Raw genomic sequence first — 23651 nt, forward strand, 5'->3', positions numbered from 1 at the left:
GGGACGATATGCAGGTTGCAGGTGTTGGGTTTTGTTGTATAGACGTATACGAGAATTTAGACCGGTTGTATCCCACAGGGAACAGCGTCGATTTCGTTATTCACATGAGCCGGTTAGGTGCAGACGCATCAATGGTCAGTGTAGTCGGCAATGATTCCTATGGAGCGCTTATGCTGGACAAGCTTCGCGGAGAACAGATTGATGTATCTCACATGCATACCCGGGAAGAGGGGCGTACAGCTATCTTTCGCATGGATCTGAATGGTAACGACAGAGTCCACAAGGAGAAGGTCGAAGGGGTCATGGGTGATTTTGGCTTAAGCGAAGCCGATCTGGCCTTCATTCTTCAGCATCAGGCCATTCATACGAACCTGTCAGGCCGGATTAACCACCATCTTGCCGGTCTCCGCAGCCAGGGCGTCCAGATTATCTATGACTTCTCTACACGCACGGCACGCCATATTTCAGAGCCGATCCTGCCCCATACCGATTATGCCTTCTTCTCTTATCTTCAGGAGGACAGTGAGATGGAAGCGTTTATCCGGTGGGCTCATGCCCAAGGGCCGCGCATTGTCGTTGTAACGCTGGGCGAGCAAGGCAGTGTGGCGTATGACGGAGAGACGTTCTACCGGGAAGGCATTGTACCCGCTGAAGTGGTCAATACGGTAGGCGCGGGAGATTCATTCTGCGCAGGCTTCATGTACGGCCAGCTAAGCGGCTGGACCATCCAGGAATCTCTTAAGCAAGGTGCAAGAACGGCTTCTGAAGTCGTATCGAAGTTTGAACCCTACTAACCGGCGAAGCAACGCCGGAGGAAAGGCGGAAGGACCCGTTGATCATTGATGTTCATACCCACCCGATATTCTACAAAGCAATCAGCGAAGACACAGAGATCCTGAAATACCGCAAGGAGCAGTTCGGCATCTTCAAACAGTCTCCCAGCCCTCTTGAATCTGTACTCCAGGAAATGGACTATAACGGAATTGACCGCTCCATTCTGCTTCCTCTCGATCTGACGACGCAGAGCGGGGGCTGGATTGTCACCAATGAGGACGTCAAGCACATCGTTGACCTTGCCCCCGAGCGGTTCATCGGCTTCGCCAGCGTCGATCCGCACCGCAGCGATGCGGCGGAGATTCTGGAATATGCCTTCCGGGATCTGGGCTTACAGGGACTGAAGCTGAACCCGTCCAAGCAGAAATTTTATCCGCAAGACGACATTTTGAAGCCAATCTATGAGCTGTGCCTCCAGTACAACAGACCGATTCTGTTCCATGCCGGTATGAGCTGGGAGCCGGACGCACCGGCGAAGTATTCGCACCCGCTGAACTTCGAGGAAGTAGCGATCGCGTATCCGGACCTGCGCATGTGCCTGGCCCACTTCGGCTGGCCGTGGGTGCACGAGACGGTGATGCTGCTGCTGAAATATCCGAATGTATTCACCGACACTTCGCTGCTCCACATGGATAATGCTCTGGATTTCTATAAGCAGGTATTTAAGACCAATATGGGCCCGCTCTGGATTGAGCGTAACTTGAACGATAAGGTCATGTTCGGCACGAACAGCCCCCGCTTCAAAGCCAAACGGCTGCTGCCGGCGCTTAAGGCGATGGACTTCAGGCCGAAGACGCTGGGGAAAATTCTTGGCGGCAATGCACAGGTCTTTCTTGGAGAAAGGGGGAACGAACGGCCATGGTTAAACTAAAGACACTTGTCATCCGGTCGGAAGCGGAATTCCAAATGATCAAGATTACAGAGGAGATCCGTTCGTTCATTGCAGACTGCGGAGTGCAGAACGGGCTCGCGGCCGTCATCTCGGCCCATACAACAACGGGCATTATGATCAACGAAGGGCTGGAATGCGTCGAGACTGATATTGAAGAATTGCTCGAACGGCTTGCGCCGAAGGATTTCCCTTACGCCCATGCCCACTTCCTCCCTTCGTACGGGGCAACGGGCAGCAACTCGCCGTCACATCTGAAATCAATGATCTCCGGCAACTCCTGCCTGTTCGTCGTGCAGGACGGGCAGATGATCTCCGGCGATGCACAGGATGTCTATCTGGCGGAATTCGACGGGCCGAAGAGCCGCAAGGTCTATATCCAGGTCATCGGGGAGTAAGCACACCTAACTTATGAGCGAATGAAAGCGAGGATGGAGAATGAGAAACTTGATGGGCAAGTCGGGAATGAGCAAATGGATGCTGATGGTGTCGATGGCGGTGATGGTCTTCGCAGCGGGCTGCGGAAACCAGGCGAAGGAAACAGGCGAAGCAGCAACAGCAACATCCGGCAACGCAGCAGCGGCAGCACCCTCCGCCGATGTACCTGCCCCTCCGGCAGCCGTCAAGGAACGCGGCAAGCTGGTGGTCGGCGTGAAGAACGACTATCCGCCGCTCGGTTACCTGGACGAGAACGGGAAGAATGCCGGCTACGAGATCGGTGTCGTCAAGAAGATGGCCGAGTATGCGTTCGGTGACGCGAATGCGGTTGAATTCGTGCCGGTCAACGCGACGAACCGTATCCCGTATCTCGATTCGAACAAAATCGACTTCATCGCCGCTACGCTCGGGGTGACCGAAGAACGCAAGCAGCAGCTTGACTTCTCTACGAACTTCTTCGACGGCGGCGTTGTGACCGTCGTGAAGAAGGACAGCGGCATCCAGGCGATCCCGGATCTGGCAGGCAAGACCGTGATTGTGATTAAAGGCTCCACAGGCTCGACTTACCTCGATGAGCATGTGCCGACAGCCAAACAAATCAAGATAGAGAGCAATGCCGATGCGTTCCGCGCGCTGAAGGACGGACGGGCGGATGCGATGTTCCATGATGCGGTGCTGATGTCCGAATTCGTGAAGACTTCGACGGATTATACGATTATCGGCGACCAGGTCGCTTTTGCTCCAATGGCACTTGGGGTGCGCAAGGGTGAGGCGGATATGCTGAATTTCGTTAACGGCGCACTGGAGCAGATGCGCAAGGAAGATTATTTCAAGACACTGATTGAGGAATATTTGCCGCAGGCAGGAGATCTCGATCCGATGCAGATGATTCCGCGGCCGTAACCGGCTACGGGCAAACCGAGGAGGGAACAGCATGAGTACCAGTCAACCGAAATTGTCGATCCGTAATCTGCAGAAGCAATATGGAACGAATGTAATCCTGCGTGGTGTCGATATCGATGTCTATGCGAAGGAGGTTATCGTCATCATCGGGCCGAGCGGCTCCGGCAAAAGCACACTGCTGCGCTGTATCAACGGGCTCGAAACCATCAACGGGGGTGAGGTGTATATCGACGATCAGAAGATCGTGCATACGCCCCAGGCGATACAGAAGGTCCGCCAGCGTATCGGCATGGTCTTCCAGAGCTACAACCTGTTCCCGCATATGACGGTGATGGAGAATCTGCTGCTCGCTCCCGTGAAGGTCCAGGGCCGCTCGAAGACCGAGGTGCTGCCGCAAGCCCGGATACTCCTCGATCAGGTTGGATTGCTGGATAAGGAGGACAGCTATCCGGCACAGCTGTCAGGCGGTCAGCAGCAGCGGGTGGCCATCGCCAGGTCGCTCGTGATGAACCCTGAGGTGCTGCTGTTCGACGAAGTTACCTCCGCGCTTGATCCGGAGCGTGTCCGCGACGTACTGGATGTAATGAAGGATCTGGCTGCCCGCGGCACAACGATGCTGATTGTCACCCATGAGATGGGCTTCGGCCGCGATGTCGGAGACCGGATCATCTTCATGGATCAGGGCGTGATTGTAGAGCAGGGCCCGCCAGAGCAGGTATTCGGCAATCCGCAGGAAGAGCGTACCCGCCAGTTCCTGCGGAACGCCATGTAGTCTACACCAGGAGGAGGTGCATGGTCGTGAGTTTCGATTTCGGTTATATCCTTGATGTGCTGCCGCTGCTCTTGACGGGTCTGAAAATGACCGTCCTGATCAGCGTGACAAGCATCGCCGTCTCGCTCATCATCGGCATGAGCGGTGCAGTCATCCGGACGCTTGGCATTCCCGTGCTGTCGCAGATTGTAGTGGTCTACGTCGATCTGATCCGTAATACGCCGCTGCTTGTGCATGTATTCTATTTATATTTTGTCCTACCGGCATTAGGGATCAAATTATCGGCTGTCGCTGTCGGCATTATCGCGCTCTCTCTCTGGGGAGGCGCGTTCGCGGCGGAGAATTTCCGCGGGGGCACGGATGCCGTTCCCCACGCCATGATCGAGTCCGGCCAGGCACTTGGCATGAGTACATGGCAGATTGTCCGCTTCATCATGATCCCGCTCGGTTTCCGTATCAGCTTCCCGGCCTTCAGCAACACCGCCGTCTCCGTGATCAAGAACTCGGCTTATATGACCAGTATTGGAGTTGCTGAGCTGACGTTCATGGCCATGGACCGGATCGCCTACGATTTCAAGACCTATGAGATGCTGGCGACAATCGCTGTTATCTATCTGATCCTGATCTGGGGAACCTCGTATCTGTTCCGGATCATCGAACGCAAGCTGGATTACAAGACCAAGACGACGAAAGGCGGGGGCATCAATGGAGGTATTATCCAAAAACTTAAATTTTCTCCTCGACGGGCTGATTAATACCCTCTTGCTGAGCCTGAGCTGCCTGGGTATCGCCCTCGTTCTCGGTATTCTGGCCGGTGTGCTGCAGACGTCGAATCACAAGGCACTGTCGCTCACCATGAGGGGTTATGCGGAGCTGTTCCGCGGATTGCCTATCCTCATTACACTGTTCCTTGTATTCTTCCTGCTGCCTGAGCTTGGAGTCCATGTAAACAGCTACATCTCCGCCATGATTGCGCTTAGCCTGTGGAGCAGCGCGAATATATCCGTTGCGGTGCGGGGTGCGATTCAGTCGATTCCGAAGGCGCAGACGGAAGCAAGCGTCGCCCTTGGTCTAAGCACAGTCCAGACGATGCGTTACGTCATCCTGCCTCAGGCGGTTCGCCGGATGCTGCCCTCGGTCATCGGGCTGATGTCCAATCTGATCCAATCCACCTCGTTGTCGGTGCTGATCGGCAACCAGGATTTTCTCAAGTCTGTTCAACTCGTCATTGAACGTGTGGAGCTGATGGAGGGGTTATCGGTCGCATCGCAGATGTATACGCTGGTGCTGGCTGTCTATTTCGTCATTTGTTTCCCGCTATCCATGCTGGCCAAACGTCTGGAACGGTCCTACCGCTAGTTACGGATACAGAGGGAGGCGCCTATGGCAAGAGGCATCAGGAAATACTCGATGCATGTGTATAACTATTTTTTCTATATCGCTTATGCGTCCTATCTGCCGTTCTTAAGCTATTGGTTCGCGGAGAACGGACTCAGCGCACAGCAGATCGGATTCATCTTCTCGATCGGCCCGCTGGTCGGCTTCCTCATGCAGCCCGTATGGGGGATGCTGATTGATTATTACGGCATTGCCAAGCAGGTCCTCATTGTCAGTATGGGCATCACTCCTTGGGTGATGCTGCTGTATTCCTTCGCTGGTCAACACTATGCCGCTTATGTCGGCATCTCGATCGTGCTGGCGGTGTTCGCTTCGGCAACACTCCCGGTTGTAGACGCTGTAACCGTCCGTCATGCGAAGAAGAATGCGCTCAGCTACGGCTCGATCCGGGTCGTCGGCTCGGTTAGCTTCGGGCTGTCCGTCACAGTGTTCGGTCTCCTGTATGACAAATACGGCCTGTGGGTGATGTTTCCCGGCTATGTCGCGGCAATGATGCTGATGTGTGCGCTCAGCTTCCTGCTGGATACCGAATACACCCGGAAGCGGGACGATGAAGAGAAGCCGGCCGGGCGGGGAGGGCTGTTCAGGGAAATGCTGCCGCTCCTGAAGGAACGGCGGTTTCTGCTGTTTCTCATCCCGGTGTTCATTGCGGCGATCGGCCCGCAGCTGAACAATGCATTCTTTTCGGTATATATCAGCCACCTCGGAGGGGAGGCTTCCGGCAAGCTCGGCATCCTGTACACGATCTCTTCGATCGCGGAGATCCCTGTCTTCCTCTTCTCGGGCGTCATTATCCGCAGGCTGGGTTATGTGCGCACACTGTCGCTGGTGTCCCTGGCCGGGGCGCTGCGATGGTACATTCTCTCGCTGGAACCGGCATTCGGAATTCTGATGATGAATCAGGTTCTGTCGGGCATTACCTATGCGCTGTTCCTGGCGACAGGCATTAATTATGCCTACGACACAAGCCCGGCGCATACGAAGACAACGGCGCATTCGCTCTTCATCATCGTCTACACCAATATTGCCGGGATTACGGCAAGCAATATCGGAGGCTATGTCATCGAAGCAGGCGGTTACCGGCTTCTGTTCGGCGGCGCAGCTGTGCTCAGCGTGATCGGGGCAGCGGGCTTCGCATTACTGGGCCGGTCGCAGGCTGAGCGGCTGCGTAATTTCACAACCTAAGTTCGCTTAAGTTCAATTCAGGACAGAAGGAGAGAGACGCGGATGGGATATGAAAGCTTGATGCTTCGCATGGAATTCAATCATGAGCGGACCTCCTTCGCCGAGGTGGCCCAGACGGTCAGCCGGTTCGGCGGTGACATCGTAGCCGTTGATGCGGTCAGTTCCGGGGCCGGTTCTTCTATAAGGGATATTACGGTACAGGCCGGGCAGGAAGGCAGTGAAGCCTTGATCGGCGCGATCCGGGCAATGAATGGCATCTCGGTTATCCATCTGTCGGACCGGACCTTCCTGGCTCATCTCGGGGGCAAAATCGCGGTTCAGCCCAAAATGCAGGTGAAGAACCGCGATGACTTGTCACGCGTCTATACGCCAGGGGTGGCCAGAGTGTGTTCGGCCATTGCCGAGGACCCGAAGAAAGCCTACTCGCTCACAATAAAGCGCAACACGGTTGCTGTGATTACGGACGGCACAGCCGTATTGGGTCTCGGGAACATCGGTCCTTATGCAGCTGCGCCTGTGATGGAGGGCAAGGCGATGCTGTTCAAGCAGCTGGCTGATGTTGACGCCTTCCCGATCTGTCTCGATTCGCAGGACACGGAGGAGATTATCCGCACCGTGCTGGCGATCAGTCCGATCTTCGGGGGCATCAATCTCGAAGATATCAGCTCTCCGCGCTGCTTCGAGATCGAGCGCCGTCTCCAGGAGGAGCTGGATATCCCGGTGTTCCATGATGATCAGCATGGCACGGCTATTGTCGTAGTGGCGGGGCTGCTTAATGCGCTGAAGGTGGTCGGCAAGCGGATGGAGGACGTCCGGATCGTCGTGAATGGAATTGGTGCGGCTGGAGTTTCTATCTGTAAAATGCTCCTCGCTGCCGGGGTGCGCCAGCTGACGCCAGTGGACCGCGAGGGTGCCCTTGTGCGGGGAGGCTGTTACGAGCAGCCCATGTGGCAATGGTTAAGCATGCAGCCGCAGGTCGGCTCGCGCGGCGGCACACTCTCTGAGGTCATTGCAGGGGCGGATGTGTTTATCGGTGTCTCCAGCGGCAAAGTACTGGTATCTAGTGACGTCCGGAGCATGGCGGCGGACCCGATCGTGTTCGCGATGGCCAATCCCGAGCCGGAGATCTCGCCGGAGGAGGCCCTGCCGTATGCCCGTATCTTCGCTACAGGACGAAGCGATTATCCGAACCAGATCAACAATGTGCTGGTGTTCCCCGGGGTATTCCGCGGTGCGCTGGACTGCCGGGCCAGCGGGATTAATGAGACGATGAAGCTCGCGGCTGCGCGGGCGATCGCCGGAGTCGTCGGCTCCTCCGAGCTGGACGAGCAGTACATTGTGCCGAGTATCTTCAACGAACGGGTGGTTGCCGACGTAAGAGCCGCCATTATCGGGGCGGCTATTCAGACCGGAGCCGCAAGACGGGTGCCGCCGGATTTCCGCGGTCTTACACCTGAAGACAGGAGCGTTGTGCCTACAGCTTCAGGTCTATCGGGTTGAAGAGGATTCTGGATGACAGCCCCCGGCATGGCTGAAGCAGAAGGGTTTTGAGAAAAAAGGCATTGACATTTTGCGCCAACGAATGTATAAGTATATATAAGACAACATATAACAAGTTAAAGCTGGGAGGACGAAACTGTGAGTGTAGCGAACGTATTGCAAACTGCGCAAGATCAAGTGAACCAAATTCTAGAGGCCTATAAGGCAAGAACGATCAACCGGGTATTCCTGGTTGCCTGCGGGGGTTCTTCCGCCCTGATGTATCCGAGCAAATATTTCATTGACCGTGAATCGGCATCCATCTCGGCCGAGGTGTTCAACTCCAATGAATTCATCTACCGTAATCCGGGCACACTCGGCGAGAATTCACTGGTCATCCTCTGCTCCCACAAAGGCAAGACCCCGGAGACAACGGAAGCTGCGAAATTTGCCAAGAGCAAAGGCGCGCTGACCGTCTCCCTCATGTACGTTGAGACGGCGCCGCTGGCCGACGAGTCCGATTATATCGTCAATTACAGCTGGGCGCCTCCGGGCGAGCTTGACCCGCATCCGGAGATCGCCAACTACGCGATTCTGTATCGCCTGACGATGGGCCTGCTGTACGTTAAGGAAGGCAACAAGAAGTATGAGCAGCTGCTGGCGAGCCTGCCGCATCTCGATGGCATAATGAAGTCCATCAAAACCAACTATACGGCTCCGGGCAAAGAATTCGCTGCGGCCTACAAAGATGAATCCGTTATTTACACTATGGCAAGCGGCTCCAATTACGGCATTGCCTACTCCTTCGCAATCTGCATCTTAATGGAGATGCAATGGATCAATTCCCATGCGATTCACGCCGGCGAATTCTTCCATGGACCGTTCGAGATTCTGGACAAGCAAATGCCATTCATTCTGTTGATGGGACTTGACGAGACCCGTCCGATGGAAGAGCGGGCATTGAAATTCCTGAAGGAGCATGGGGAGAAGTTCCTGGTGCTTGACGCCAAAGAACTGGACTGGACCGGCGTGGACGAAGAGATGAAGGGATACCTTGCTCCGCTTGCACTCAACTTTATCCTTCGCGTCTATGCGGTTGAGCTGGCTGCGGCCCGCAACCATCCGCTGGAAGACCGCCGTTACATGTTCAAAGTACCTTATTAAGAATCATCAGACTGAGAATTACCGGAGCTTTTAATTTAGGCGGCGGATCTCTCGGAGCAGTTTGCTCTGGGAGGTCCGCCGTTTGTACGTGTGGAAGGATTGCCTTGGCGCCGATTTACGGTCATTGTGCCTGCTCTGCTGCAAACTTCCGGTGTGGGGGTAATAAGATAGAGTATGGGGGTGGGACCGTGGTTAAGCCTGTGAGAATACTCTGGATCAGCGCGATCGGGGTGAATATCGCGGCATTGTTGTTATACATTCTGCTGTCAAGCAAGTGGTCTAACCAAGTATGGATCTTAGATATACTGAATGCGATATTGTTGCAAATACTGGGCATCCCGTCGGCAGCCCTGATTGTTGCCTCGCTGCTGGTTCTCAAATTCTACAAGGAGAAGCCGCTAAGGTGGTGGGGATACACTGTGGCCTTCATCGTGATTGCAGCACTGCTGTGGATTGCGGGCTATCTGTTCCGCTGGGCATGGCTGACGCTAAGTTGAACCCGGCAACGAATCGGCTATGTGCTGAACGAACGGGGAAGTAGCGGTAGAGCAAGAGGCACCTTGGCGGGGCCTTTTTTTAATATCCGGGAAGGAATTCCTCAGACGCGGCCCAAATGAGCAAATGAAGAGCAATAGTACACCTGAATTCCCCGGACGCGGCCCAAATGAGCAAATGAAGAGCATTAGTGCACCTGAATTGAGCGGACGCGGGCTAAATGAGCAAATGAAGAGCATTAGTGCGCCTGAATTCCCCGGACGCCGCCCAAATGAGCGAATGAAGAGCATTAGTGCACCTGAATTCCCCGGACGGCGGCTAAATAAGCAAATGAGAGGTATTAATACACCAGAATTCCCCGGACGGGGGCTAAATGAGCAAATGAAAGGTATTAATGCACCAGAAATCCCCGGACGGCGGCTAAATAAGTAAATGAGAGGTATTAATACACCAGAATTCCCCGGACGGGGGCTAAATGAGCAAATGAAAGGTATTAGTGCACCAGAATTCCCCGGACGGGGGCCAATAGTAGTCGATCTACAATCCGTATGCTAAAATAGAAAGTCGGATGTTAAATAATGTTATTTTCACATCCGCCTTAACAAACTAAATACTGAATGGGGGTTATCGCTTGAGACTTACGAACCGGACTATGACCATTGCTGGGGTAGTACTCGCTATAGTTGCCGGGGGAATCTATGTGTCGCTAACCGGGTTGCCTTATAAAAGAAGCCAAATCGCAAACGAAGTCAGGGAGTACCTGGTTCATACCAGAGCTTACCCCGCAGAAGTCATTCAGGAGATCCGGGGAGTCTACAGCTTCAAATCGGGCGATTATGAAGCGGAGGTACGCTATAAGGATGAACCCAATCAGAATTATACGTATGCCAAAGTGAATGGAGCGTTCAGGCTGATTGGAGTCAGCAGCTTGTACGGAAATCATATAGATGAGACTTTTTAATGAAGATTAGATTCCAAAAAGAGGTAAAAGTTTTGTGTTGTCGAATAAGAGAATAGATATACAGAGGGAAAAGTCCGCATGTAAGGCTAGTGTTGTGTAAACGCTCACAATTGATGCAGGAGGCGAATCAGGATGGACGGAAGCAAGTCGTTAATCTATCAAATTCTCAAGACGATTGAAGAGGGCAAAGAACCGGTACTGGAGAACCTGGAGGGCATTACGGTTGGCGGATTCCACAGTGCGCTCGAACAAATTGTGGAGAACAAACTGGCTAATAATATCAGCTTCTCCCTCAGCGGCAAAGGCAAAAAAGCAGTCCGGGTCGTGAATACAAGCGGCTCCAAGCTGACTGCGCAAGGCATTAACTATATTCATGTTCAGGACAGCCGCAGCTACTAGCTTATCCTGATCTTGGCAGAAACGATACTACCCGAACACCTGCAGACTGGAGATAGGTCTCCTGATGCGGGTGTTTTTTGCTGTGGGCAGAATGTGGCGTACACAGGCCTCCGGATCACTCGTGCAATCCGGGTGAACCCGGTTACAGTTGAATATCCGTCCCTTACAATCGGATTTTGCCTTATGGCTTGCAGTGCCGCTACTTATAATAAAGTTACGACAGCGGCGGCCGAGCAGGCAGCCAAGGAAGGAAGAGAAGAGTGATGAAACTTCGGATTAAGGAGAGTCAGAACGGCTTGCCGGCACTGCCGGTCAAGACCGGGGGGCTGGGGAAAACGCTGCGCAGGGACTGGTTCCTGTATGCGATCCTGGTGCCTTTTGTATTATGGTATATCCTGTTTGCCTTTAAGCCGATGTACGGGCTGCAGATTGCCTTCAAGGATTACAGCGTTTTTCAGGGCATCGCGGGCAGTCCGTGGGCAGGCTTCAGCCACTTTGAAACATTCCTGCAGAGTGATTACTTCCTGCGGGTGCTGAAGAACACGCTGCTGATCAGCTTGTACAGCCTGTTATTCGCATTTCCGGCGCCGATCCTGCTGGCATTGCTGCTTAATGATGTGAAGAACGCCATGTTCAAAAAAATGGTACAGACCATTACTTACCTGCCCCACTTTATCTCCGTTGTCGTTGTGTGCGGCATCGTAACCAATCTGCTCGCACCCGGCAACGGTATCGTTAACCTCCTGCTGGAGCAGCTGGGCTTCGAGAAAATTTATTTCCTCGCCGTGCCGGAGTATTTCCGCACCATCTTCATCTCGATGGGCATCTGGCAGGAAATGGGCTTCTCTGCCATTATCTACATTGCAGCGCTGGCAGGCATCAATACGGATCTCTATGAGGCGGCGGTGGTAGACGGAGCTAATAAATGGAAGCGCATGCTTAATGTGACCCTGCCGGGAATTCTGCCTACGATCATGATCATGCTGATACTGAAGATCGGCAGTCTGCTGGAGGTTGGCTATGAGGCGATTATTCTGCTCTATCAGCCTGCGACCTACGAGACGGCAGACGTCATTAACAGCTATGTCTACAGGGAAGGGATCTTGAACGGCCGTTACGACATGGCTACAGCAGTCGGATTATTCAACTCGGTTGTGGGCCTGCTCCTCATTGTAATCTCTAACCGGCTCAGCAAAAAATACACCGGCAACGGTCTCTGGTAGGTGAAGAAATCATGACAGAAAGCCGCGGCGAAAAGCTTTTTTACCGCTTCAATTATGTATTCCTGACGCTTCTGATGATCATTGTCCTGTTCCCTGTACTCTATGTGCTGTCCGCTTCCTTCAGTTCTCCGGATGCGGTGGTGTCGGGCCGGGTGATTCTGTTCCCCGTCGAGCCGACACTGGACGCTTATAAGGCGGTCTTCCGGGAGCCGACCATTTGGCTCGGGTACGCCAATACGCTCTTTTACACTGTCGCAGGTACACTGGTCAGCATGGTACTTACGATCTGCGGTGCATACAGCTTGTCCAAGCGCAGGCTCAAAGGCCGGAAGGCGATCAATCTGATGATATCCTTCACGCTTGTCTTCAATGCGGGAATTATCCCTATCTATATGAACTTCCGCAGCCTGGACCTGCTTGATACGCGGAGTGCAATCATCTTCGGCTTCGCCATTTCGACCTTTAATGTTATTATCCTGCGCACCTTCTTCCAGTCTGTTCCTGAAGAGCTGGAGGAGGCAGCCCGCATTGACGGGGCGAGCGAGGCTACCATTCTGCTGCAGATCATGCTGCCCTTGTCCAAGGCTGCCTTGGCGACAGTTACGCTCTTCTATGCGGTAGGGCGCTGGAACGGATACTTCTGGGCTATGGTGCTGCTGCGCAGTGAGGACAAGGTGCCGCTGCAGGTGCTGCTGAACCGTCTGGTGGTACAGATGAAGCCGAGTGATTCCATGATGGTCACAGACAGCTCCTATCTGATTGCAGAAACGGTCATCTACGCCACGATTGTGGTTGCCGTTCTTCCGATGATGCTCTTCTATCCGTTTATCCAGAAGTATTTCGTACACGGAGTCATGATCGGTTCCATCAAGGGCTGAAGCTAGTAGCGGTGCCGCCAGGGAAGCCTTGACCGAAGGCGTACTTGTTTGCATAGAAAAGGGATAAGATATACTAGTTAAAAGGGAGGATTATTGTACATGAAAAAGATGAAAAGCCTGCTGCTTGCACCAGCGCTTATGGCCGTCCTGGTATCAGGCTGCGGCGGCAATGAGGGGGCAGCCCCATCCCCGTCAGCGAATGATTCAGGCGCTTCGCCTGCCGCCTCTGCTTCACCGGTAGCAAATGTGGAACCGCTAAACCTTAACTTCTATTATTATAGCCAGGCGCTTCAGATTAACGGCGATTTGCCGATTTTTCAGGAAGCGTCCAAGGCTACCGGCGTCACACTGAAGAATGTAGCTCCGACCGGAGGCGACGATGCCCAGGCGTGGAATCTGCTGCTCGCTTCGGGTGAACTGCCTGATATTGTGGCTTACCAGCTGTCCGGACTTAATAATATCGCTGTTCAGGGCGCGCTTGTGCCGCTGGATGACCTGCTGGCCGAGAATGCTCCGAACTTCAAGGCGTTCCTGGACGGGAACAAGGCGGTTAAGAGTGCTATCACTGCCTCAGACGGCAAGATTTATGTCGTGCCGTTCGTGTCTGACGGGGAAGCCCAGGAGGGCTGGTATATCCGTCAGGATTGGCTCGACAAACTGGGGCTGAAGGCTCCGGCAACGGTTCAGGAGTACTACGAGGTGCTGAAGGCATTCCGTGAACAGGACCCTAACGGAAACGGCAAGAAGGATGAGGTGCCTTTCTTCTCCCGCAATGCTACTTCCGGCTTCGCTTCCCTGTTTCCGCTGTGGGATGCCTCGCTGTCCTTCAAGCTGAAGGACGGCAAGATCGTATACGGGCCGAACGAGCCGGAGTATAAGACGGCTGCGACTGAGACAGCTAAGTGGTACAAGGAAGGGCTGATTGATAAGGAGATTTTCACCCGCGGCAATACCGCACGTGATATTCTCTTTGCGAATGATACCGGCGGTTCTGTACATGACTGGTTCGCCAGCACCGCCAATTACAACAACAAGCTCCAGCCGACTTTGCCTAATTTCTCGCTGCGTCCTATCGCACCTCCGGCCAGCATTTCCGGCAAGGTATTTGAAGTAACCAAGCGTAATCCGCTGGGCAACGATGCCGGCTGGGCGATTTCAGCGAATGCCAAGGACCCGGCGGCTGTACTGCGTTATATGGACTTCTGGTGGACTGAAGAAGGACGCCGTCTGCATAACTTTGGAATCGAAGGCGAAACGTACACGGTGGTGGACGGCAAGCCGGTATTCACTGAGAAGGTATTGAATGAGCCTGCTGTAGTCGATTATCTGATCAAGACCACCGGTGCCCAGTTGACGATCGGCGGACATCAGGATTTCGCCTACGAAGAGCAATGGACGAATAAGATCGCTCTCGAAGGCGTGAAAATGTATGTGGACAATAACTACTTCGCCCCGGAGTACCAGGTGCCGCAGCTGAGCTTCACCCTGGATGAAGACAAGAAGATTAAGGAGCTGTTCCCGCCGATCGAAACCTATGTGATGGAAACTTCGCAGAAGTGGTTCATGGGCGGAGAGGCAGTGGAGGGCAGCTATGACGCATTCGTTCAGCAGCTGGAGCAGCTGAAGCTGGATGAAGTACTGGAAATCTATAATACGGCTTACGCGCGTTATCTGGAACAACAATAATCAGTTCCGCCTCCTCCGGCCGGAGGAGGCTTTTGAAGGAGGAGGCACCTATGATCAAGCGGACATATACCATGGTCGTAATTGATGATATCCGCGCTGTCGTGAACGGGATCTCCCGGGATATGGACTGGAGCGAACTGGGGATAGACATCGTGGGCACGGCATCCAGTGGCGAGGGAGGTCTGGCGCTCGTTAAGAAGAAGCTGCCCGATATCATTGTGACGGATATCCGTATGCCCAGGCTGAGCGGCATTGAGATGATGCGGGAGCTGCGGCCGCAGCTCCCGCATGCCAAATTTATCTTCATCAGCGGCTATTCCGATTTCGATCATGCGCAGGAAGCGCTTCGTCTGGGCGCCTTCGATTATATCCTCAAGCCCTTCACACCGAGGCAGCTGGCCGAAGTGGTGAAGAAAGCTGCGGAGGAGCTGGAGAGAGAGCGGCAGCATAGCGAGGAGCTGAGCGACATGCAGCAGAAGCTGCGGGAGAGCATGCCGTTATTGCGCCAGGAATACCTCAGCCTGCTGGTCCGCTTCTCGGCCCAGCCGGAGACGCTGCGCAGGCGCTGGGAATTTCTGCAGATGGATATGCAGTCCTCTCCGCTCGCCGTCGTGGTGCTGGAGATTGACCATTTCGTACAGAAGAGCGAGGAGATTCCGGTCAATGATGCGGAGCTGCTGCGGTTTGCCGTGCAGAACATCGTAGAGGAGACTGTGCTCCGGGTGGCCAAGGGAACGCTGTTCCGCGAATCGGTTCACCGCTTCGTGCTCATTATCAACACAGGGGACGGGGCCAGCGCACTGGGAATCGCTGAGGAATGCCGGGAGAACGCCGAGCGTTACTCCAAATGCACGGTCTCGGCAGGCGTAAGCCGGACGGTTCAGGAGCTGGATGAGCTTCCCGTTGCCTATCAGCAGGCGGTAGAGGCACTAACCTACACATTCTATACCGGAGGCAACAGTGTATTCTTCTGGGAGCATATCACGCAGCGTCCCGAGGTGCTTCCGCGTCCTGATGCCGATCTGGAGAAGGAACTGGTCTATGCGCTGCGTTCCGGTAATGCCGGGCAGGCCGAGAAGTTACTGCTGATGCTGCTGGAAACTGCCGGGAAGACAGAAGCCCTGCCTTCGCCGGACAGTGCGAAGGCGCTCTGTGTAGAGCTTGCCGCTCTGATCCGCAATGCGGTGCCTGAACTGGCCGGGAGTCCGGAGCTGACCGAGCTAATGAAGGCATTGACCTCGCCCCGCGCGGTGCTGAACGATCTGCGCGAATCGCTGAAGCAGCTGAGCAAGCTGAGCTGTGCGCAGGTCCAGTCCCGGCTGCAATTCAGCGCCCAAGAGGCGATTCAGGCGGCTATCCGCTACATTCGTGAGCATCTGCATCTCAATCTGCTGGTCGGCGACTATGCTGCCCATGTTCACCTGAGCACCAGCTATTTCTCCAACCTGTTCAAGAAGGTGACCGGGCTCTCTGTCGGCGCTTTCGTCATCCAGGAGAAGATGGAGCAGGCCAAGCTGCTGTTGGCCGGTGACCGGCCCATCGCCGAAATTGCCGAAAGCCTCGGCTATGAGGAGCGCTCCTATTTCAGCGATGTCTTTAAGAAAACGACCGGCATGACGCCCACGGAATTCCGGGCGGCCTATGGGCCCAGACAGGGCAACGGATGAGAAAGCCGATTTTGCGGACATTCCTGCACAATTCCACCTTCAAGACCAGGCTCTGGATCGGCATAGTGTCCATCGTGATTCTGGCGATCTGGGTTACAGGCGTCTCCTCACAATACCTGGCTTCGCGGCTTCTGGAGCGCAAGACGGCAGAGCTCAGCCAGATGATGATCGGCAAATCGGCCCAGGCGCTGGAGGAGAAGCTGCGCAAAGTCCGGCTGTCGGTCCTGACCTTTATGATGAGTCCGCCCTTCGAGGATATTCTCCGCGCCTCGCCGGGAACAGAGGCCAGCTACTATTCTTATTTCGCGCTGAACAACGCGCTGCAGGTGCCCCTGGTCCAGATGCAGCTAATCGAGCCATCCATTGATTCGGTGCTTGTGTCCACGCCCATTGGTGAATTCTATTCTGTCACCGGGGCGAAGCGGACGAATCTGGATTTCGCGGACACTCCGCTAAGCCGGATTATGCAGGAGAAGACGCTGCCGCTGTGGGTTCCGGCCCACCGTGACGGGCTGTTCGAGAACAGCGGCCGTGTCCTCAGCCTGCTGATTGAGCCGATCTCGGCCTACCGGGGAACCGATGTGCAGGTGGTCGTCAATGTGCGGGAGTCTGCCATCAAGGAATATGCCGAGACGAATGTGGTCGGCGACAGCGGAAGCATTGCAGTCATTGACGTAGCGGGTAATCCGGTGATGGATGAGCATTCCCGCTTCGTAGCCCCGATGCGGGAAGCGGCCTTCCAGAGCGAGGTTAACGCGGGGCGCAATCATTTTGAATACAGGTTCGAAGGGAAGGAATATCTGGTCAATTGGGCCAGGGTGACCTTTCCCGATAATTGGATGATCTTCTACTTCCAGCCCAAGGCTGTGCTGCTGAAGGATATCCGTTACATGTGGTGGGCCACCCTTGTTATCGTTCTCGCGCTCATTCCGCTGGCACTGATTCTGTCGAAGTGGATGACCGGCCTGCTGATCCGCCCTCTCTATCGGCTGCAGCGTCTGATGTCCCGAGCCGGTGACAATGATCTCTCCGTGCGCTTCTCCAGCGATTACAGGGATGAGGTGGCACAGGTGGGCGAACGCTTCAACATCATGCTGGTCAAAATTGAGAAGCTCATCCAGAACGTCACTGAGGCGGAGAAGCAGAAGCGCGTATCTGAGGTCAAGGCGCTGCAGGCGCAGATTGATCCTCATTTTCTCTACAACACCTTGAATACGATTCTCTGGAAATCAGAATCCCGCAAGCAGGAGGATGTGAAGGAGATGATTGTCTCCCTGTCCCAACTGTTCCGGCTTGGGCTTAATAACGGCCATGATCTGACAACCGTAGCCAAGGAGGTAGATCATGTCAGCCGTTACTTAAGCCTGCAGCAGCAGTGCTACGAGGAGCTGTTCACCTATGAGATTACAGTGGAGGAAGGGCTGGAAGAGCAGCCGCTGCTAAAAATCCTGCTCCAGCCCCTGGTGGAGAACTCGATTCTCCACGGATTCAGGAGTGAAGGCCATACCGGACGGATCATCATCCGCGTGTACCGGGAAGGGGCCTTCATCGTCTGTAAGGTGGAGGACAATGGGGAGGGCTTCGACAAGGAGCGGGTAGAAGCCGGACTTGTCGAAGCAGCCGGGCAGGAGAATGGCGGCTATGCTCTGCGGAATGTCTATACCCGGCTGCGCCTGCACTATGGGGACAAGGCTGCAATGGAGCTGGAGAGTGAGCCTTACAAGCTTACCGCCGTGACCCTCCGGTTTCCGGGAGAGTATGAAGATAACTAGGGCAGCGGCGGAGAAGCCGCGCCGGGCAGGGCCCGGCAGGAACAAACTATGAATATCTGGAGGGATTGTGTTGAAACCGGAACGGCTAATTTATACCTTCGTCAGCTACGCTGCACATTATGATGCAGACTGGGGTAAGGGGGTCGCCTTGGACGGCATTAAGCGGACTGCGGAGCTTGCGCATAAATACGGCATTCCCGTAACCTGGATCGTCAACCGTGGCTCGATTCCGGTCCTGCGGGAGCGGATCGGGGAATGGCATGCCGCCTACGGCGATGATGTCATCCTGCAATGCCCTTTCTTTGAAGAGGAGGCTGGCTCCTCTAAGGAGGTGCTGAAGCGGCGGCTGGAAGAGGATTGGTCGCTGCTGCAAGAGGTCTTCCCATGGGCCACCACCAAGGTGGCCGCAAGGGGGAAGATTTACAATGAAGTGATTGAAGTGCTGGAAGAACTGGATTTTGAAGGCATGTGGGGATACTGCTATGAGCAGTTCTGGTGGGATGGCATCACCCATAAGGGCATTCCCTGGGGCTCGTGGTATGTGGACAGCGGGAGCTTCAAGGTGCCGCATCCCGGCCGGGGCCAGGTGGTGGCCTGTGAATGGACGGCCCGGGACCTGCACGCCACCTACCACACCGGCAGCCCGGTCATCTATTCCACGGACCCTAACGATGTGCTGCGTGCCGGTCTGTGTACAGGAGAGAATATCGACTACTGGAAGCATCTGTTCGATGAATATTTGTTCAATACGGATCATAACGGGCAGGTGTTTTTCCTCCAGCAGCAGGAAGGCCATGAGATGGAGTTCACAGACAGGTTCACAGTATTCCCGGCTTCCCATGTCGAGGAATGTGCAGGGATGCTGGATCTCTTTTTCAACTATATTACCAGCTATCCTATTACCTTAACGACTTTACCCCATGCTGTACGCCTGTATAAAGAGCAGAATGAATACACGGCACCATCTTATATGCTTACCCATGATTATCCGGTACGGCCGGAGATTAACGAATACACCATGACTCTGGGCGGAGTTGGATTTGGCCCTTGGCCGGAAACTTTTCTCTACTATGACAAAGAGTGCCAGCTGTCCTTCGTGGAGGGAGAATGCAGGCCCCGTCTGCTGCGCAATTACATCGGCAAGCTGAACATGAACGATGATTTCACAGAAGCTGTTCCGCCGGTATTCGTGACGAAGTACCTGAAGACGGATACGGTGATTGAGCTTGAATATGAGATTGGGAGCAGCAGCGCTGTTCCGTTCGGGTTAGTGTACTGGGATGATCTGGCGGGCTATGAAGTCAGCGCATGTTCAGGCGGTGCTGAAGTTAAGCTGATTAAGGATAAGCTAGCCTTCCTCAGATTCAATCTGACCGGCGGCCGGCAGACAATCGGACTTACACTCCGCTTAAAAAGGAGGCTGGAAGGCCATGCATAAAGTACTGTGTGAACTCAAGGAGGATGAGCGGCTGTTCTTCGAACAGGCCCTGAAGTTTGCGGTAGGTAAAATTGAGCAGAATCTGCCCGTATATACGGAGCTGTTCCCGGCGTCGGCCAGCCAAGGTCTAGTCTATCCTGCGATAGAGAATACGGACTGGACGGCCAGCTTCTGGACCGGCATGGTCTGGCTGGCGTATGAATGGACCGGAGACAGCAGGTACCGGGAAGCGGCAGAAGAGCAGTTGGACAGCTTCCGGAGGCGGGTGGAGGAGCGGATCGCGGTGGATACGCATGATCTGGGTTTTCTGTACAGCCTCTCGGCGGTTGCTGCCTACCGGATTACCGGCAATCCGGCGGCGCGGGAGATGGCGCTGGAAGCGGCCGGACTGCTGGCGGACCGTTACTTTCCCGAGGCTGGAATTATTCAGGCCTGGGGAGATCTGAATGACCCGGCGCAGCGCGGCCGGATGATTATTGACTGCCTGCTGAATCTTCCGCTGCTCCACTGGGCTGCTGAAGAGACTGGGGACAGCGCCCTGGCATCCATAGCCCACCGACACGCCCGGCAATCGGCCCGGTATCTGGTCCGCCCCGACCATACCTCCTATCACACCTATTATATGGACGCGGAAACGGGTAAGCCGCTGTACGGCAACACTCATCAGGGGTATGCCGATGATTCCTGCTGGGCGAGAGGGCAGGCCTGGGGCATATACGGCTTCGCGCTTGCCTACGCGCATACGGGCGATTCATCGCTGCTTGATGCCTCCAGGCAGCTGGCCGACTATTTCCTGGAAAAACTTCCGGCAGACGGCATTGTGTATTGGGATCTGATATTTACGGACGGCGACGGCCAGGAGAAGGACAGCTCGGCTGCTGCTATTACTGTCTGCGGGCTGCTGGAGCTGTTCCGGCAATTACCGGCTGACGATCCGGGTGCAGCCGGATACAGAGAAGCTGCCCTGGAGATGCTGGCTGTACTTGCTGAGCGGTACACAACGAAGGAGCATCCTCATTCAAACGGAATTCTGCTGCATGGTGTCTATAACAAACCACGGGGTTGGGGGATTGACGAATGCACCCTCTGGGGGGATTACTTCTACTGTGAGGCCTTGATGCGGGTGCTTGGAGAGTGGCAGCGTTATTGGTAGATAAGTTCTGGCGACCTGGATCGACAATTTTTATATATCATGATATATTATTATGTATGATACTGAAAAATGAATGTCAGGGGACCAAGAATGTTATGACTGAATCCACCTCTTCCAAGCCGATGTATGAGAAGATTTTTGATGAAGTGAAGGAGAGCATCCTTACGGAGGTTTATAAACCCGGAGAACGGGTTCCTTCCGAGAAAGAGCTGGCTGAAACCTATAAGGTTAGCCGTATAACCAGCAAGAAAGCACTTGAGATGCTCGCCGCCGAACGGCTGATTGTCCGCAAGCCCGGCCGCGGCTCGTTCGTAGCAGATGCTTCCACTGGGCAGCCTGACCCGGGGATGAACATCACAACCCCTGCTGCTGCCATGAAGATTCACTCCGGTGACAAAACAGTCGGCCTGATCATCACCGACTTTGGCAACAGCTACGGGACGGGGCTGATCTACGGGATGGAGCAGGCTTCACGCGACAGTGACTGCTTCCTGGTGCTGCGGAGAACCTTTGGTATTCCGGAGAATGAGGAGCAGGCGATCCAGAAGCTGCTGAAACTGGGTGTGGACGGTTTGATTATTTTTCCGGCCCAAGGCGAGTATTTCAATGCAGAAATTCTGAAGCTGGTCATCAGGCGGTTTCCGCTCGTGCTGGTAGACAGACATCTCAAAGGAGTGGCTGCGGCATCCATCAGCTCCAATAATCTGGAGGCAGCCCTTGATGCGACGGAATATTTGTTTGACCTCGGGCATAGTCATATTTCATTTCTGTCTCCGCCTCCCGTGGATACCACTGCCGTGGAGGACCGGATTGAGGGCTTCATTCAAGCCCATGCCCAGCGGGGAGTTGTGGTGGACAAGGAACTGTGGGTCAGTGATTTAACCTCGACGCTGCCAAAGTCTTTTAATACAGATAATATTGAACGGGACCTCTCGCGGCTTGTAACCCATCTGCAGAGCCATCCGTCAATCACGGCGTTATTTGCCATTGAATACAATATCGCGCTGCTCGCGAAGACTGCGGTGGAACGGCTGGGGCTGCGTGTACCTGAGGATATCTCCATTATATGCTTTGACAGTCCGCCGACACATCTGGGCAGCGGCTATGCCTTCACCCATATGCGGCAGAATGAAGAGGAGATGGGCCGGATTGCCCTGGAGAATGTGCTCAGTATTATGAACGGCCAATCCGTCCCCAATAAGGTGATGCTGGAAGCTGAGCTGGTTCCCGGGAATTCGACCGGCCCTGTCCGTCACAACAAGCTGCTGTGATCCGCCAACCCATTCCGCCGGATGGGTTTTTTTGGTGCGCTCAAATGGATCCGTCTCCGGTTCGGAGGTGAAGCTTGCAGTCTAGCAATTACAGTGCATTTCATATGTTAGTATATTATTATCTATAAATACATATTGACATATCATTTAAATGCCAATATACTCATTTGTGAAAGCGCTTCATTGAATAAAAAGGAGGTCATTCCGACTGAAAAGCGAGCAGGGGTCTGGCGGAAGATTAACTTGTGGAGCAAAGAGGCTGGCAGCCCTGGAACCTGTAACAGACAAATACAAATTAAGGGGATGAAGCAATGAAAAAAGGTTTGGTTACGGCACTCTCGGTGATGATGGTCGCTGCCTTGGCGGCGGGCTGCAGTGGCAATTCGGGACAAGAGAATGCTGCGAATGAGGGCAAAGCCGGAAGCGGAAGCAGCGGAAAGAAGACGGAGCTCACGTTCTGGGGAGATTGGGGCGGTGAAGGCCAGAAGCAGTTCGAGACCATGGTGGATGCCTTCAACAAATCCCAGGATAAGATTCATGTCAAATATGTGCTGCAGCAGGATATGATCACCAAATTCCTGACTGCGGCTACGAATGGCGGCGCTCCCGATGTGCTGTTCTGGGACCGCTGGCGGACCTCGCTGTATGCTCCCAAGAACGTGCTGCATCCGGTGGATGAGTACTTAACGCGTGACGGCATTTCCAAGGATGATTTCTACAGCGAGTCCTTGACCGAGCTCTCCCATGACAATAAGTTATACGGGCTTCCGCTGACCGTTGATGCCCGGGCGTTATTCTACAATAAGAAGCTGCTGGACGAAGCGGGGCTTCAGCCTCCGGCTACCTGGGATGAACTGGAGCAGGCTGCTGCCAAGCTGACCAAGTGGAACGGCGACAAGCTGGAGGTGGCAGGCTTCTCCATGGGTGACCTCGGCTTGTTCAATATGTATCTCCAGCAGGCTGGCGGCCAGATGCTTACAGAGGATGGTAAAACCAATTTCAATAATGAGCAGGGCAAGCAGGTGCTTGAATTCTGGGACCGCCTGATGAACAAAGACAAGGTGTATAAGGTTGGCTTTGAGCTGGGACTTGGCGAAGGGCAGGATGCCTTCGTTACAGGCAAGGTCGCCATGCTCTATTCCGGGCCCTGGATGCTCAGTACCTATAACAAATACGGTAAAGATCTCGAATATGGCATTGTACCGCCCCCTGCCGGACCGAACGGCGACAAGGGCAGTGTGATGGGCGGCTTCGGACTCGTTATTCCTGAGGGCTCCAAGCATCATGATGAGGCATGGGAATTCATTAAATGGTGGACAGCGAATAAGGATAATGCCTTGCTGTGGGCCAAGACCAGCCTGAATCTTCCGGGCTTCAAGCCTTCGATGGAAGATCCGTTTTTCCAGGACGACCCGCAGTGGAAGCCGTTTCTGGATACGCTGGAATTTGCCAAAATCCGTCCGGCGCATCCCGGATATTCTGTGATGGAGACCGATGCGCTTGCACCTAATCTTCAGCTCAACCAGCAGAACAAGCTGAGCATTGAAGACACCCTAAAGAAGGCTCAGGAGCAAGGAGACAAAATGCTGGAGGATAACGCGGTTGTTAAGTAGTCTGCCAGGGAACCTTGCCGGATGATGAGAGGG

Annotated in this window: 23 protein-coding genes; all 23 read left to right on the forward strand. The window is 54.4% G+C overall.

The window, feature by feature from the left end; translation table 11 throughout:
• Positions 1-8 precede the first annotated feature (8 nt).
• The 23 genes from frlD to HQN87_RS11325 all read left to right on the forward strand — a co-directional run bounded on the left by frlD (position 9) and on the right by HQN87_RS11325 (position 23618).
• Positions 9-794 (forward strand): fructoselysine 6-kinase, encoded by a 786-nt coding sequence (gene frlD, locus HQN87_RS11215; RefSeq protein ID WP_173132283.1) that lies wholly within the window; start codon positions 9-11, stop codon positions 792-794.
• A gap of 38 nt (positions 795-832) precedes the next feature.
• Positions 833-1705 carry an amidohydrolase family protein gene (locus HQN87_RS11220; protein WP_173132287.1) on the forward strand — a complete coding sequence of 291 codons (873 nt, stop codon included), beginning with the start codon at positions 833-835 and terminating at the stop codon, positions 1703-1705.
• Complete coding sequence (locus HQN87_RS11225; protein ID WP_173132290.1) at positions 1693-2121, forward strand: secondary thiamine-phosphate synthase enzyme YjbQ; 429 nt, start codon at positions 1693-1695, stop codon at positions 2119-2121. Before HQN87_RS11220 ends, HQN87_RS11225 begins: the two co-directional genes overlap by 13 nt.
• 40 nt (positions 2122-2161) lie before the next feature.
• The gene (locus HQN87_RS11230) at positions 2162-3064 is read left to right on the forward strand and encodes a transporter substrate-binding domain-containing protein (protein ID WP_173132293.1); all 903 of its coding nucleotides are present in this window, start codon (positions 2162-2164) and stop codon (positions 3062-3064) included.
• Between the two features lie 31 nt (positions 3065-3095).
• Positions 3096-3836: an amino acid ABC transporter ATP-binding protein gene (locus tag HQN87_RS11235; RefSeq protein WP_173132296.1), complete on the forward strand. Its 741-nt coding sequence runs from the start codon at positions 3096-3098 to the stop codon at positions 3834-3836.
• Positions 3837-3856: 20 nt separating this feature from the next.
• A complete protein-coding gene (locus HQN87_RS11240; RefSeq protein WP_173132299.1) occupies positions 3857-4591 on the forward strand; it encodes an amino acid ABC transporter permease in 735 nt (244 codons plus the stop codon).
• Positions 4542-5195, forward strand: a complete 654-nt coding sequence (locus HQN87_RS11245; protein WP_173132302.1) for an amino acid ABC transporter permease — start codon at positions 4542-4544, stop codon at positions 5193-5195. The genes HQN87_RS11240 and HQN87_RS11245 overlap by 50 nt, the downstream gene beginning before the upstream one ends.
• Positions 5196-5219: 24 nt before the next feature.
• On the forward strand, positions 5220-6419 hold the full coding sequence (locus tag HQN87_RS11250) for an MFS transporter (protein ID WP_173132305.1): 1200 nt from the start codon (positions 5220-5222) through the stop codon (positions 6417-6419).
• Between the two features lie 42 nt (positions 6420-6461).
• Positions 6462-7919 (forward strand): NAD-dependent malic enzyme, encoded by a 1458-nt coding sequence (locus HQN87_RS11255; protein WP_173132308.1) that lies wholly within the window; start codon positions 6462-6464, stop codon positions 7917-7919.
• Positions 7920-8075: 156 nt separating this feature from the next.
• Complete coding sequence (locus HQN87_RS11260) at positions 8076-9062, forward strand: SIS domain-containing protein (RefSeq protein ID WP_216857259.1); 987 nt, start codon at positions 8076-8078, stop codon at positions 9060-9062.
• A gap of 188 nt (positions 9063-9250) precedes the next feature.
• Entirely contained in the window at positions 9251-9559 is a 309-nt protein-coding gene (locus HQN87_RS11265) for a hypothetical protein (RefSeq protein ID WP_173132314.1), read from the forward strand.
• A 124-nt stretch (positions 9560-9683) separates the two neighbouring features.
• Positions 9684-9989 carry a hypothetical protein gene (locus HQN87_RS11270; RefSeq protein WP_173132317.1) on the forward strand — a complete coding sequence of 102 codons (306 nt, stop codon included), beginning with the start codon at positions 9684-9686 and terminating at the stop codon, positions 9987-9989.
• Between the two features lie 199 nt (positions 9990-10188).
• Positions 10189-10518 carry a DUF3139 domain-containing protein gene (locus HQN87_RS11275; RefSeq protein WP_173132320.1) on the forward strand — a complete coding sequence of 110 codons (330 nt, stop codon included), beginning with the start codon at positions 10189-10191 and terminating at the stop codon, positions 10516-10518.
• A 132-nt stretch (positions 10519-10650) separates the two neighbouring features.
• Positions 10651-10917: a hypothetical protein gene (locus tag HQN87_RS11280; protein ID WP_173132323.1), complete on the forward strand. Its 267-nt coding sequence runs from the start codon at positions 10651-10653 to the stop codon at positions 10915-10917.
• 263 nt (positions 10918-11180) lie between these two features.
• Positions 11181-12140: an ABC transporter permease gene (locus tag HQN87_RS11285; protein ID WP_173132326.1), complete on the forward strand. Its 960-nt coding sequence runs from the start codon at positions 11181-11183 to the stop codon at positions 12138-12140.
• Between the two features lie 11 nt (positions 12141-12151).
• The gene (locus tag HQN87_RS11290; protein WP_173132329.1) at positions 12152-13018 is read left to right on the forward strand and encodes a carbohydrate ABC transporter permease; all 867 of its coding nucleotides are present in this window, start codon (positions 12152-12154) and stop codon (positions 13016-13018) included.
• Between the two features lie 99 nt (positions 13019-13117).
• Positions 13118-14704: an extracellular solute-binding protein gene (locus HQN87_RS11295; protein ID WP_173132332.1), complete on the forward strand. Its 1587-nt coding sequence runs from the start codon at positions 13118-13120 to the stop codon at positions 14702-14704.
• Between the two features lie 50 nt (positions 14705-14754).
• Positions 14755-16371, forward strand: coding sequence for a response regulator (locus HQN87_RS11300; protein ID WP_173132335.1), 1617 nt, complete (start codon positions 14755-14757; stop codon positions 16369-16371).
• The gene (locus tag HQN87_RS11305) at positions 16368-18143 is read left to right on the forward strand and encodes a cache domain-containing sensor histidine kinase (RefSeq protein WP_173132338.1); all 1776 of its coding nucleotides are present in this window, start codon (positions 16368-16370) and stop codon (positions 18141-18143) included. The genes HQN87_RS11300 and HQN87_RS11305 overlap by 4 nt, the downstream gene beginning before the upstream one ends.
• Positions 18144-18213: 70 nt before the next feature.
• A complete protein-coding gene (locus tag HQN87_RS11310) occupies positions 18214-19581 on the forward strand; it encodes a hypothetical protein (protein ID WP_173132341.1) in 1368 nt (455 codons plus the stop codon).
• Positions 19574-20734, forward strand: a complete 1161-nt coding sequence (locus HQN87_RS11315; protein WP_173132344.1) for a glycoside hydrolase family 88 protein — start codon at positions 19574-19576, stop codon at positions 20732-20734. Before HQN87_RS11310 ends, HQN87_RS11315 begins: the two co-directional genes overlap by 8 nt.
• 95 nt (positions 20735-20829) lie before the next feature.
• A complete protein-coding gene (locus HQN87_RS11320) occupies positions 20830-22005 on the forward strand; it encodes a GntR family transcriptional regulator (protein ID WP_173132347.1) in 1176 nt (391 codons plus the stop codon).
• A gap of 311 nt (positions 22006-22316) precedes the next feature.
• Positions 22317-23618: an ABC transporter substrate-binding protein gene (locus tag HQN87_RS11325; protein WP_173132350.1), complete on the forward strand. Its 1302-nt coding sequence runs from the start codon at positions 22317-22319 to the stop codon at positions 23616-23618.
• The last annotated feature ends 33 nt before the right edge of the window (positions 23619-23651 follow it).

Source organism: Paenibacillus tritici (genome assembly GCF_013204885.1).
In the GTDB taxonomy this organism is placed as follows: domain Bacteria; phylum Bacillota; class Bacilli; order Paenibacillales; family Paenibacillaceae; genus Paenibacillus_AQ; species Paenibacillus_AQ tritici.